Here is a 12087-nt window from a genome sequence, read left to right as displayed (position 1 = left end):
CTGCTGCAGGAGCCAGGTGGGGTTGGCCGTGCGGGTCTGCACGAGGGCGATGAAGGATTCCTTGGGCGTCAGGTAGCCGACTTCCCAGGCGGGGACGCCGCTGCCGGCGCCGGACTCCCAACGGGCGTAGTTGGCGCGGAATGTGTCGCCGGTATCGGCCGCCACGGGTGTGAATCCCGCCACACCCGCCGCGTTCTGCGCGGTGGCGCTGACATTGACGTTGGGCCGGTAACCGTCGGTCTTCGGAGAAGGATTCATGAGGACGATCGGCAGGAACGCGGCGATGCTCACCACCAGGGCGATGATCATGCCCATCACGGAGGCGTTGGCGCGTTTGGCCGCCGCGGCGGCGATGACGGGCTTCACGGGGGGCTGTCCGGAAGGGTCCGGGCCTGCCGCGGGGGAGCTGCCAGCCGGCGAACCGGGGGCGGCGGGGGAAGCGTCCTGCAATTCACTCACCCCTCTATAGTCGCGCATGTCCGGGCCGATCTCACATTCGCGGCGCAGCGGCCCCTCCGACGGTGAAGTGCGTCACGCGCCGGACATCCCATGACCTTGCGGGCCCGCCCCGACTATGATCAATATCAGACGAATCACCGCGACGGATCGATCCTGGCCGTACGGGTTCAACGACCGCCACTCGAAGAAGAGGTTCACGTGACACCAGCGCCCATGTCCCAGAAGTACTCCACGCTTTCCCCCTCGCTCGCCGTCGGGATCGATGAGCCTGACCGCAACCTCGCGCTGGAACTTGTCCGCGTCACGGAAGCCGCGGCCATCGCCGGCGGCCACTGGGTGGGTTTCGGCGACAAGAACAAGGCCGACGGCGCCGCCGTGGACGCCATGCGCTCCTTCCTGCAGACCGTGCACTTCAACGGCGTCGTTGTCATCGGTGAGGGCGAGAAGGACGAAGCCCCGATGCTGTTCAACGGCGAGCACGTCGGTGACGGCACCGGGCCCGAGTGCGACGTCGCCGTCGACCCCATCGACGGAACCCGGCTGACTGCCCTTGGCATCAACAATGCCCTGGCGGTCCTGGCCGTGGCCGAACGCGGCTCTATGTTCGATCCCTCTGCCGTGTTCTACATGGAAAAGCTCGTCACCGGCCCGGAAGCGGCCGACATGGTGGACCTGCGCCTGCCGGTCAAGCAGAACCTGCACCTGATCGCCAAGGCCAAGGGCGTCAAGGTCAACCAGCTCAACGTCATGATCCTGGACCGCGACCGGCACCGCCCCCTCGTGGAGGAAATCCGCGAAGCCGGCGCCCGCACGAAGTTCATCATGGACGGCGACGTCGCGGGGGCCATCGCCGCTGCGCGTGCCGGCACCGGAGTCGACGCCCTCATGGGCATCGGCGGAACCCCGGAAGGCATCGTCGCGGCGTGCGCCATCAAGTCCCTCGGCGGCGTCATCCAGGGCCGCCTGTGGCCCACGAGCGACGAAGAGAAGCAGAAGGCGATCGACGCCGGCCACGATCTGGAGCGCGTGCTCTCGACCAACGACCTCGTCTCCAGCGACAACTGCTACTTCGCGGCCACCGGCATCACCGACGGCGACCTCCTCAAGGGCGTCCGCTACTCCAAGGACAAGGTCCTCACCCAGTCCATCGTGATGCGCTCCAAGTCCGGCACGATCCGCTTTGTCGACGGCGAACACCAGGCCAGCAAGTGGGAAGGCTACGCCCGCAGGAGCTAGCACCTGAACGGCAACACTGAACTGCACGATAGAGCACAGCGAATCCCGGGCCGCCTCCGCGGTCCGGGATTCGTCGTCTTAAACCAGGTGCATGATGATGTGTATTGCGGTGGGGCGGCCGGGGCCCGTGGGATTAGATAGGGTGGAGCCATGACGTGGCTCGTAACTGGCGGTGCAGGATATATCGGTTCTCATGTGGTTTCCGCTTTGCGCGGTGCCCGGATCCAGCCGGTGGTGATTGACTCCCTCTCCAGCGGGCACCGTGAGTTCGTGCCGGCCGATGTGCCGTTCATCCATGGCAGCATCCTCGACGCCGACCTCGTGGCCCGCACGCTGCGGGAGCATGCGGTGACCGGGGTGATCCACCTGGCCGGTTTCAAGTACGCCGGGGTTTCCGTCCAGGAGCCGCTGCTGACCTATGAACAGAACGTCACGGGCACCGCGCAACTGCTCAAGGCCATGGAGCTCAGCGGCGTCGACAAGCTGGTGTTCTCCTCGTCCGCGGCTACCTACGGCACGCCCACCGGCGACATCGTCACCGAAGCGACGCCCACCAACCCGGAATCGCCCTACGGCGAGAGCAAACTCATCGGCGAGTGGCTGATCCGTGACCAGGGCCGGGCCCGGGGCCTGAACCACACCTCGCTGCGGTACTTCAATGTGGTCGGCTCAGGTGCGCCCGAGCTTTACGACACCAGCCCCCATAACCTTTTCCCGATCGTGCTGCGGGCGCTCACGGCCGGTAAGACGCCGCGCATCAACGGCATCGACTACAACACGCCGGACGGCACCTGCGTGCGCGACTACGTGCACGTGGCCGACCTGGCCACCTCGCATGTGGCCGCCGCCCAGGCGCTCGAGGCGGGCAAGCCGCTGGAGCGGGTGTACAACCTCGGATCCGGGGACGGGCTGTCCGTGCGCCAGATCATGACGGCGATGGCCGACGTCACGGGGATCGATTTCGAACCCGAAATCGGTCCGCGGCGGGCGGGGGATCCGGACCGGATCGTGGCCGACGGCACGCTGGCTGCCCGCGATCTCGACTGGAAGATGCGGCACTCCGTGGACCAGATGGTGGCCAGCGCCTACGACGCCCAGCGGCACGCCATCACGGCCAACTAACGCCCGCCACCAACACCGGCCACCGGGGCACGCCGGCCCGGCTGGCCGGGGTGACCCGGTAGCCGGTGCCGCCTGCTGGGCCCTTAGCGGTTAGCGAGGGCCCGGGACCGGGCGCGCAGCTTCTTCGCGAGCTGGGCGCCTTTGCGGGCCAGCTGGTAGCTGCCGTAGCGGACCTTCCGGACCGGCAGGTCCCACGTTCCGGGATACGCGATCCCGCGGCCGCCGAACGACTTCTTGAACGCCGTGAACCCGGCCCATTTGTGGTCGGGCTGGTCCTCCGGCGCCACGCCCCAGAGATCCACGTGCTTCAGGCCCTTCGCCTGGGCGTCCGCGATCAGGGTGACAAGCAGGGGGATGCCCGCGCTGAGCTTGCGGTGGGTGTCGTCCAGGGCGGCGTGCGCGTAGGTCCGGGTGTCGGCCGAGTCGTAGGCCAGGGCTGCGGCGATGGGGTGGCCGTCGAGCTCCGCGATGAACAGCGTCGCCGCGCCGGCCGGCATCAGCGAGCGGGCCACCTGGGTCAGGTACTTGTCGCTTTGCGGCTTGAAGCCGTTGCGCGCGGCCGTCATGTGCAAGAACTCCAGGAGGACGGCGATCTCTGCCGGGTCCTGGCTGGAGCGGAACGTCACGCCCTTCTTGTGGATGTTGCGGAACAAGTTCCGGTTCGCCGGCTTCATATCCGCCAGGACTTCCTTGAAATCCCGGTCGAGGTCCACAATCCAGCTGAGCTCGGGCTGTTGGCTGGCCGGCGCCGGCTGCAGGCCGCGGCTACGGAGTACCGAGTCGGCCTCGGCGGCGGTGAAGCCTGCGGTGACCGGCTCAACCCGGACAAACACGGCCCCGCTGCTCCGGGCGAGGTCCGTCAGGGCCGCCAGCGCGGCGTCGAAGGCTGCCAGTGACTCGGCGACCGGGCCGTACGGGGAGTACAGCAGTTTGCCGGCCGGATTGGATTCCTCGACCGCGAGGAAGCGCCACCCGGGCCCGGACTGTTCGTGGACGGTGCGTCCCAGCGAACGCTGGAACTGTGCCCACTGCGGGCTCTGCAGGAAATAGTCCATGGTGTCAGGCTTCCAATGCGGTGGTGACGGCAAATGCCAGGGCGGGGCCGGTGGCGCCGGAGACGGCGTGGACGTTGACCGGTGCCTCGGCGGCGGGCAAGAAGGCACTGGCGCCCCGTTCCAGCCGCAGCTCGCCCTTGGGGGAGTCGAGGCGGACGGAGCCGTGGGTGACGATGACGACGGCGGCACCGGACTGCGCCAGCGGGACGGGCTCCGCGCCGGGCGCCACAACAATTCGCTGCAGCTGGAATTCCCGGAACGGCGGCCGGAAGAGTTCCTGGCCTAACATGGTGGTCTCGGCGGGGAGCATGGGCACGGCGACGGCCTCGAACGCCACGGTCTTCAGCAGCTCCGGCACGTCGACGAATTTCGGCGTGAGCCCGCCGCGGAGCACGTTGTCCGAGGACGCCATGACCTCGATGCCGAGGCCGTGCAGGTAGGCATGGACATTGCCGGCCGGGAGGTACACGGCCTCACCGGGGGCGAGGGAGATCCGGTTCAGCAGCAGGGAGATCAGCACGCCCGGATCTCCGGGGTACCGGCCGTTCAGGCTCACCGCGGTGGACAGTTCCGCCTCGTGCCCGGCCATCGGGGCACCGGAGACGAGGGCCGCAACGATCGTCGCCGTCGCCTCGGCGACGTCCCCGCCGCCGGTGATGAGGCGTTCGAAGGCGGAGCGCAGGCCCGCGGGTTCGTCCGGCTGCGCCAGATCCTCGAGCAGCAGCGGGACCAGCGGCGGCAGCTCCAGCCCGGCGAGCTCGAAGCACGCCGCCAGATGCTGGAAGACCGCACGGGATTCCGCAGCCGGCCGGAACCCGCAGAGGGCCTCGAACGGAGTCAGCGCGAAGATCATTTCGGGCTTGTGGTTATCGTCCTTGTAGTTGCGCTCCGTCGCGGCGGGGTCGACGCCGGCGGCTTCCTCGCGCGCGAAGCCCTCCCGGGCCTGGGTGAGCGTCGGGTGCACCTGCAGGGACAAGGGCGCCTCGGCCGCGAGGACCTTGAGCAGGAACGGCAGGCGCGGACCGAAAGCGGCCACGCTCGCGCTGCCCAGGCAATGTTCCGGATCCTCGGCGATCAGGGCGTCCAGCGGCAGCCGTCCGCCGTCGTTCGCTGCGCGTGCGTGCCGGCCGGCACCGCCGGGCGCCGGCGTCAGCGCGACGGACGGGGAGTCCGGGTGGGCGCCGATCCAAAGCTCCGCTTCGGGACCGCCGGAAGCCGGCCTGCCCAGCAGCCCGGCGATGGCCGTCGGGGAGCCCCAGGCGTAGGGCCGGAGGACGTTCTCAAGTTCGTACATGGCCTGGTCCCTGTCTGATCAATGAAATGTCTCGTCAAAGAAATGTGGTCGCACTGCTGCGCTCAAGGCTGCTGCCGGGGTTAGAGCGGCGCGCACTGTCCGTTGGTGGCGACGAGGTCGCGGATCGACTGCTCGTCGCCGTTGCGCTTGAACTGGTTCAGCATCTCTTCGGTGATCGGCTCGCCGTCCGGCGTGGTGGTCACGGGGGTGAAGTCCGACGGCGCGGGCGGGGGATCGGTGGCCGGGACGGGGCCGGCGGCGGAGACCGGCCCCGCGGCCGTTCCGGGCTGCAGGACCGCATCGTCAACGGCGTTGTCATCAGCTGCGGCGCCGGCGGACGGGCTGGCCAGCAGTTTGGCCACCCGCGCGTGGATGACGTCGAAGTCCGGGGACGTGGAGAAGGCGGCGTCGAAGTCCGGCGGACCGATGGTCAGGCGGCTGACGTCCTGTCCCTTGGCCTTCATGGCCAGGTCCACGAAACTGCCGAGCTGGCCGGAGGAGATGTTTGACTCGACCACCTTGGTGCCGGCCTTGGCGATGTCCTCAAACTTGGCCAGCAGTGTTGCCGGGTCGAGCTGCTTCAGCATCGCCTGCTGCACGCACTGCTGGCGCTGGATGCGGGCATAGTCGTCCACGAATTCCCGGGACCGGCCGTACCAGAGGGCGTGGAAGCCGTCGAGCGTCTGGTCTCCCGCCGGAATCCAGCCGTCCGGCATGCCGTGGATGCCGTTGGCCTCATCCACCATCGGCCCGCTGATGGGGACCCAGCCGCCGGCCTTGATCCGGATGCCGCCCATGGCGTCGATCAGCTTGGAAAAGCCGTCCATGTCCACGAGCACGTAGGCCTGGACCTTGATGCCSAGCGTTCCGGACACCGCTTCGAGGGTKGCCTGCGCCCCSGGGTCGGCCACCCCGGGATAGAGGTCCTKGTGCTSGTTGGTGACCTCGGTGTTGATCGCGTTGATCAGGCATTCGTCGCCGCAGTTGTAGCCATCCGGGTACACCTGGCGCATCGGCGACTCCGCGCTGAACTGGGCGTTCTGGAGRTTGCGGGGCACGGAGATGATCGCCGTGSTGCCGGTCTTGGCATCGACGCTGATCACCGAGAGGCTGTCCGGCCGGCGGCCCGTGCGGTCCGCTCCGGCGTCGCCGCCCATCATCAGGAAGTTGTACCGGCCCTCGGACGGCTCAAGGGTGGGGCCGGAGCCGGAGAAGATGCTGCCGATGGCGTTGCGGCTGACATTGAGCAGATAGGCCGCGTAGCCCAGGGATCCGCTGCTGAGGATCATGGCCAGCACGAGCGCCAGCACCACCGCGGGACGGATCCTTGGCGCCAGCATCCCGGGCCGGATCAGCCGCAAGGTGTTCAGGAACAGGGCGGCCCAGCCGATGGCCAGGCAGGCGAAGCCGAGCACCAGCAAGAGCGAAGGCACCGTGCCGGTGAGGAGGTTGATCAGCGTGGAGCGGGACACGAGCAGGAGCAGTACGGCCAGCAGGGCCAGCGCCCAGACCGTAAAGGTCACGCGCAGCGCGGCCCGGCCAAGCCGGCGGTTGCCCGCGACGGTTTGGGCGCTGCCGGGAACCAGCAGCGTCATGAGGATCAGGACGAACGCCCGCTTGGTGAGCACCGGGGACGGGGCGCCGGAGGGGTGCCGGACCGGATCGCCCAGTGCCCGCCCGGACTGCTCAGGGCGGTGTGTGGGGGCGTAGCTGCTGCTCATGCCGGGATTCCTAATGGCTGCCTTAATTGCCGCTACGCGGGGTGACGTTTCCGGCGGCGAACACTTCGCTGACCTTGTGCCGCAGGTTCGCGCCCTTCCTGGTTGCGACGTCATTCAGCTCCTGGGCGAACTCCAGGAGGTCCGCCCGGAGCTGGACTGCCAGTTCATCCGTGCCCGAGGCCAGCATGCGCACAGCCAGGAGGCCGGCGTTGCGCGCGCCGCCGATCGAGACGGTGGCGACCGGAACGCCTGCCGGCATCTGCACGATGGACAGCAGGGAATCCATGCCGTCCAGGGTCTTCAACGGCACGGGGACGCCGATCACCGGCAGGGGAGTGACCGAGGCCAGCATGCCGGGAAGATGCGCGGCGCCGCCGGCGCCGGCAATGATCAGGCGAAGACCGCGCTCGTGGGCCGTCTGGCCGTAGCGGATCATCTCCGTGGGCATCCGGTGGGCCGAGACGACGTCGGCCTCGAACGGGATTCCAAACTCGGCGAGGGCTTCTGCGGCGGCTTCCATGACCGGCCAGTCCGAATCCGAGCCCATGACGAGGCCAACGAGCGGGGTGTCCGCGCGGGTGCCGGCGAGGGGGGTTCCCGCTTCGTTGGCTTTGGGGCTGGGTGCGGTGCTCATGCGGTCTCCTCGGAAGTTGCCGGCATTGCGCCGGCGTGGGCCCGGCCGTTCCGGATGATGTCGGCTACGGTGGTGGCCCGCTGCCGTACGGAGTCGACGTCGGCGGCTGAGGTCCCGACCAGGTTGACGTGGCCGATCTTCCGGCCGGGCCGGACAGCCTTGCCGTAGCAGTGCACCTTCGCCGCCGGCTCGCTCGCGAGGGCGGCGGGGAAGGCGGAATAGAGGTCCTGGTTGGCGCCGCCGAGGAAGTTCTTCATCACCACGACCGGCCCCAGCAGGTCAGTGGCGCCCAGCGGCAGGTTCAGGATGGCCCGCAGGTGCTGCTCGAACTGGCTGGTCACCGAGCCGTCCTGGGTCCAGTGCCCGGTATTGTGCGGGCGCATGGCGAGTTCATTGATCAGGAAGCCTGCGCCCACGCCCGGGGTCTCGAAGAGTTCGACGGCCATGACACCGGTCACGCCGAGTTCGCCGGCGATCCGGACCGCGGCGTTTTCCGCGGCTGCGGCAACATCGACGGAGATGTCCAGGGCCGGGGCAATGACTTCATCGCACACCCCGTCCACCTGGATGGTGTGCACCACCGGCCAGGCCCGTGTTTCACCGTCCGGCGTCCTCGCGACCATGGCCGAGAGTTCGCGGCTGAATTCCACTTTGGCTTCGGCCAGCAGGGGGGACATGGCCTCGAACCAGTCGGCGGAGGCCGCCGCGTCCTCGGCCGAGGACACGATGCGCACGCCCTTGCCGTCGTAGCCGCCGCGGGGCATTTTCAACACCACCGGCCAGCCGGTCTGCTCGCCGAAGGCGACGAGGTCCGCGACATTGGCGACGGAGGCCCACGTGGGGTTCGGAAGCTCGAGCCGGTCGATCGCGGCGCGCATCACCAGCTTGTCCTGGGCGTTGACCAGGGCATCCGGGCCGGGATGGACGTTCACGCCTGCACCGATCAAGGACCGCAGGTGGGCGGTGGGGACGTGTTCGTGGTCGAAGGTCAGGACGTCGAGCCCGCGGGAGAACTCGAGCAGATGCTCCAGGTCCTTGTAGTCGCCGACCGGGGCGTTAGCCACGGCAGAGACTGCGGAGACGTCCTCGCCTTCGGCGAGAACACGGAGCTCAAAGCCCAGGGCGGTCGCGGCAGGGGCCATCATGCGGGCAAGCTGGCCGCCGCCAACAACACCGATTACAGGAAAAGTCACAAGTCCCAGCCTACCGAAAACCTCACGGGAACCCGGCTTTTGGGGATTGGCAAGCGCGGGAACGGTGCCGGGACGGGGGTTTCGCACCCGCGCGCCGGGCGCCCGCCGCCGGATCCGCAGGGAGCCGTCTGAGCGGCAGCTGCGGGCGAACTCCCGGGAAACGGCGCTAAAATGGGCGTTTGGCCCAATGGCCGACAGTTCCAGAAGGCCACGGAGGGTCATGATTACTACACTTAACGAGCGCATGCGCGGGCTTGCCTCGCTGTTCTGGCGCGAAGTGGCCAAGTTCGGTGCCGTCGGCGGCATCGCGTTCGTCATCGACAACGGACTGACGTTTTACCTGATGCACGGTCCCATGACCGACAGCGAGGCCAAGGCCCGCTTCTTCGGGGCCAGCGTGGCGACGGTCTTTTCCTGGGTTGCGAACCGTTTTTGGACGTTCCGGCACCGCCGGCAGGCCAACGTGCTGCGCGAGTTCGTGATGTTCCTCATCATCAACGGGATCGGCATCGGTATCTCCACCGGCCTGACCGCCGTCGCGAAGTACGGCATGGGAGTCACCGACAAGAACATGCTCTTCCTGGCCGGGGTGGTCGGCATCCTGGTCGCGACCGTGGTCCGGTTCTTTGCCTACCGCTTCCTGGTGTTCAACCAGGAACTCGACGCAGAGCCGGAGTTCTCGCACGACCACGAGATCATCGAACGGCACCCGCACTCCCAGCCCGTTGCCACGTCGGCCGTCAGGGAACGCGTCAACGATTCGGAACTGCCCGGCCCGCCGGCCTAAGGAACCGCCGTCCCGGAAGTCAGTGCCAGGGGATCAGTCCCCGCTGATGCGCTCGGCGTCCCGCAGTTTGCCGGTCACCACTACCTCGGGGTGCACCAGGACCACGGAACCGTCGGCCTTCCAGGTCCCCAATGACTGCGCAAGGACGGTTTCGAGGCCGTCGGCCGCGGGAACCAGCAGCCGCAGTCCGGGGTCCTGGGCCGCGGCAAAACCGTCCAGGAGCGCCCCGTGCGCATGGACTGCGCCGTCGGAGGTGCGGACGGCGAGACGTTCCGCCTCCGGATCCACGTGGGGCATGAAAATGTCGCCGTGGGAGCGGACCTCGGCGGCATAGTCGAGGACGCCGCTGGGCAGTTCACCCGTCCACCGCATGGCCAGTGCCGGCAACGACACGGCCAGGACGGCGTCGAACCCGCCCGCGGCAGCGCCCGGACCAGGGTCCGCGGTGGCCAGCAGGTCCGCCTCCGCGTCGTCGAAGACCACTTCCATGCCAAGCTGCCAGGCCGCGAGGGCCAAGATCACCGACTTCCAGTGCGCGGGCAGGTCCAGGCGCAGCCGCATGCCCGGTTCGGCGTCGAGTTCGTCCTGCAGCAGGTTGGAAGTCTTCGCGACCCAGTTGTCCAGCACGCGGCCAGAGAGTTCAACCCGTTCCGCATCGGGGCCGTACCAGGTCAGCCGGGGCGCCGTGGCCTGGCCGGAGCGCAGCGCTGTCATCAGGTCGATTGCCGGAATGCTCATGCCCTCATCTTGCCACGGCTGTTGTCACGGCCAATCAGCCCCCGGCTCCGTGACGTCCGTCACCCCGGCGGCCCCGTGTTCGGCGGGGTCCGCGCAGGGCGCGGGAAAATTTCCCGAAAATTCAATGAAAAGCCCCAAAAGTGCTCAGTACCCTGATTATTCCGCGGGTTCTCGCGGGACAGGCGAAAAAATTCCGGGCGTGGCGTGCCTCCACTTTGTGTATCAAGTTGATTATTATCTCCGCCGTGGCTTGACTCCCGGATACTTACACGCGTGTAATTAGTTATCTAAAGCCACTGCACAAAACCGGCACTCAACCGAGTGTCCAAGGGGGTCTTGCAGTGGCTGTAAATCAGGAGGGGGACGCCATGGGGCTAGCAGAGCGTATCCATGAAGATGCCGTAGTTGCCGGCCAGGCCACGGCGAAATACCGGTCACGCGGCGTGCCGACTGACTGGTACGTAGATCCGGCGGATCCGGACGCAGCTGACCGCTATAACGAACACACCAAGGATTCCCTGCAGGAGGCCGCCACGGCCTTCCTCGCAGCGCACGACGAGCTCCTGTCCGGCCCGGATCATGACACCGATCCCCTCGACCCGCCGATGGAGCTCCATTCGCCCGGTTCCGGTACCGCCGGGCAGCCAGTCTGGATCGGACTGCCGTCCCGGCAGGACTTCGACGACGAGGGCGAGCTCGGCTGGCAGACCGATGCCCTGTGCGCCCAGACTGATCCCGAAGCCTTCTTCCCCGAAAAGGGCGGCTCCACCCGCGACGCCAAGAAAGTCTGCGGCGCCTGCAACGTGCGTTCCCAGTGCCTCGAGTACGCCTTGTCCAACGACGAGCGCTTCGGGATCTGGGGAGGCCTCTCCGAGCGCGAGCGGCGCCGGCTTAGGAAGCGAGCAGTCTAATTCTTCAAGAAGTACGAGTCACCGCCGTCGTGGTCTCCCACGACGGCGGTGATTTTCTCCCCAGGACCCTTGCGGCGCTGGCGGCCCAAACACGGCCCGCCGACGCCGTGATCGGTGTCGACACCGGATCCCGCGACCACTCTGCCGCCCTCCTTGAACAGGAACTGGGCAAGGTCAACGTCACCGTCTTCGACCAGCCCCGGTCCGGCATGGGTGGAGCCGTCATGGCCGGGCTCAAGGCCCTCGCGCCGTGGCCTGCGGAGGGCTCCGCCGCCACGGCGCCGGGCACCGACTGGATCTGGCTGCTGCACGACGACGCCGCACCGGCACCCGAGGCCCTGGCCGAACTCCTCCGCGCGGTCGAACGGGCGCCGTCGGTCACGGTGGCAGGCTGCAAGCAGCTGGACTGGCATGCCGAGCGGCGGCTGATCGACGTCGGACTCTCCACGAGCCGCTGGGCCGAGCGGCTGACGCTGATCGACGCCGACGAGCTCGACCAGGGCCAGTACGACGGCCGCAGCGATACCTTTGCGGTCAATTCCGCCGGCATGCTGGTCCGCCGCGACATCTGGGAGGAGCTCCGGGGCTTCGATCCGGCCCTGCCCGGAAGCGGCGACGACGTCGACTTCTGCTGGCGCAACCGCCTCGCCGGGCACCGCGTGGTGGTGGTCCCCAGCGCCCGGATGTTCCATGTCTCGCACCGTCCCCACGCCCTTGGCAACGCGACGGCCGCACGCAAGGCACAGGTGCACCTGCGGCTCAAGCACGCGGCCGGCTGGAAAGTCCCGCTGCACGCGGCCGGCGCCCTCCTGGGCAGCCTCTTCAAACTCGTCCTGAGCATTGCGGTCAAGGACCCGGGGCACGGGTTCTCCCAACTGCTGGCGACCTTTGCCGCACTGGGCCGCCCGGCGGCGGTGGTCCGCGGACGCCGCAATGC

The 12087-nt window shown here is 68.1% G+C and carries 12 protein-coding genes; 5 read left to right on the top strand and 7 right to left on the bottom strand.

The genetic code is table 11. The features are described from left to right. Window positions 1–477, bottom strand: a 477-nt coding sequence (locus AC1D1S_RS14730) for a DUF4245 domain-containing protein (protein WP_476994795.1), incomplete at its 3' end; no start/stop codon positions are given. 195 nt (window positions 478–672) lie between these two features. On the opposite strand from AC1D1S_RS14730, the gene glpX reads away from it, so the two are divergent. Beyond that, window positions 673–1695 carry a class II fructose-bisphosphatase gene (gene glpX, locus AC1D1S_RS14725; RefSeq protein ID WP_028277383.1) on the top strand — a complete coding sequence of 341 codons (1023 nt, stop codon included), beginning with the start codon at window positions 673–675 and terminating at the stop codon, window positions 1693–1695. Window positions 1696–1845: 150 nt separating this feature from the next. Further along, entirely contained in the window at window positions 1846–2817 is a 972-nt protein-coding gene (gene galE / locus AC1D1S_RS14720; protein ID WP_243179952.1) for a UDP-glucose 4-epimerase GalE, read from the top strand. A gap of 83 nt (window positions 2818–2900) precedes the next feature. Here the strand turns inward: galE and AC1D1S_RS14715 are convergent, their stop codons facing one another. From AC1D1S_RS14715 to AC1D1S_RS14695, 5 genes are all read right to left on the bottom strand, one after another. Further along, window positions 2901–3872, bottom strand: a complete 972-nt coding sequence (locus tag AC1D1S_RS14715; RefSeq protein WP_243179943.1) for a lipid II:glycine glycyltransferase FemX — start codon at window positions 3870–3872, stop codon at window positions 2901–2903. Window positions 3873–3876: 4 nt separating this feature from the next. Beyond that, a complete protein-coding gene (gene manA, locus AC1D1S_RS14710) occupies window positions 3877–5166 on the bottom strand; it encodes a mannose-6-phosphate isomerase, class I (protein ID WP_476994794.1) in 1290 nt (429 codons plus the stop codon). Between the two features lie 80 nt (window positions 5167–5246). Then, window positions 5247–6887, bottom strand: coding sequence for an LCP family protein (locus AC1D1S_RS14705; RefSeq protein ID WP_476994793.1), 1641 nt, complete (start codon window positions 6885–6887; stop codon window positions 5247–5249). A gap of 22 nt (window positions 6888–6909) precedes the next feature. Then, window positions 6910–7434: a 5-(carboxyamino)imidazole ribonucleotide mutase gene (gene purE / locus AC1D1S_RS14700; protein ID WP_223914232.1), complete on the bottom strand. Its 525-nt coding sequence runs from the start codon at window positions 7432–7434 to the stop codon at window positions 6910–6912. Window positions 7435–7517: 83 nt separating this feature from the next. Continuing rightward, window positions 7518–8666 (bottom strand): 5-(carboxyamino)imidazole ribonucleotide synthase, encoded by a 1149-nt coding sequence (locus tag AC1D1S_RS14695; protein ID WP_476859218.1) that lies wholly within the window; start codon window positions 8664–8666, stop codon window positions 7518–7520. A gap of 268 nt (window positions 8667–8934) precedes the next feature. On the opposite strand from AC1D1S_RS14695, the gene AC1D1S_RS14690 reads away from it, so the two are divergent. Beyond that, window positions 8935–9501 carry a GtrA family protein gene (locus AC1D1S_RS14690; protein WP_476942944.1) on the top strand — a complete coding sequence of 189 codons (567 nt, stop codon included), beginning with the start codon at window positions 8935–8937 and terminating at the stop codon, window positions 9499–9501. A gap of 33 nt (window positions 9502–9534) precedes the next feature. On the opposite strand, the gene AC1D1S_RS14685 is transcribed toward AC1D1S_RS14690, so the two are convergent. Continuing rightward, on the bottom strand, window positions 9535–10239 hold the full coding sequence (locus AC1D1S_RS14685) for a TIGR03089 family protein (RefSeq protein ID WP_243179927.1): 705 nt from the start codon (window positions 10237–10239) through the stop codon (window positions 9535–9537). A gap of 368 nt (window positions 10240–10607) precedes the next feature. Between AC1D1S_RS14685 and AC1D1S_RS14680 the strand changes: the two genes are divergently transcribed. After that, window positions 10608–11150, top strand: coding sequence for a WhiB family transcriptional regulator (locus AC1D1S_RS14680; protein ID WP_052355088.1), 543 nt, complete (start codon window positions 10608–10610; stop codon window positions 11148–11150). A 29-nt stretch (window positions 11151–11179) separates the two neighbouring features. Further along, on the top strand, window positions 11180–12087 hold a 908-nt coding region (locus tag AC1D1S_RS14675), incomplete at its 3' end, for a glycosyltransferase family 2 protein (RefSeq protein ID WP_476994792.1).

This window comes from Arthrobacter sp. P1_A5 (assembly GCF_056406825.1).
Note: the sequence above shows the minus strand (reverse complement) of the source record. Positions and strands in the feature narration are given on the sequence as shown.

Excerpts from the sequence above, each read along its gene's own strand:
- AC1D1S_RS14685 (WP_243179927.1), bottom strand. The coding sequence starts at position 10,239 with ATGAGCATTCCGGCAATCGACCTGATGACAGCGCTGCGCTCCGGCCAG.
- AC1D1S_RS14695 (WP_476859218.1), bottom strand. The coding sequence starts at position 8,666 with ATGATGGCCCCTGCCGCGACCGCCCTGGGCTTTGAGCTCCGTGTTCTC.
- galE (WP_243179952.1), top strand. The coding sequence starts at position 1,846 with ATGACGTGGCTCGTAACTGGCGGTGCAGGATATATCGGTTCTCATGTG.
- AC1D1S_RS14715 (WP_243179943.1), bottom strand. The coding sequence starts at position 3,872 with ATGGACTATTTCCTGCAGAGCCCGCAGTGGGCACAGTTCCAGCGTTCG.
- glpX (WP_028277383.1), top strand. The coding sequence starts at position 673 with ATGTCCCAGAAGTACTCCACGCTTTCCCCCTCGCTCGCCGTCGGGATC.
- purE (WP_223914232.1), bottom strand. The coding sequence starts at position 7,434 with ATGGGCTCGGATTCGGACTGGCCGGTCATGGAAGCCGCCGCAGAAGCC.
- AC1D1S_RS14690 (WP_476942944.1), top strand. The coding sequence starts at position 8,935 with ATGATTACTACACTTAACGAGCGCATGCGCGGGCTTGCCTCGCTGTTC.
- AC1D1S_RS14680 (WP_052355088.1), top strand. The coding sequence starts at position 10,608 with ATGGGGCTAGCAGAGCGTATCCATGAAGATGCCGTAGTTGCCGGCCAG.
- manA (WP_476994794.1), bottom strand. The coding sequence starts at position 5,166 with ATGTACGAACTTGAGAACGTCCTCCGGCCCTACGCCTGGGGCTCCCCG.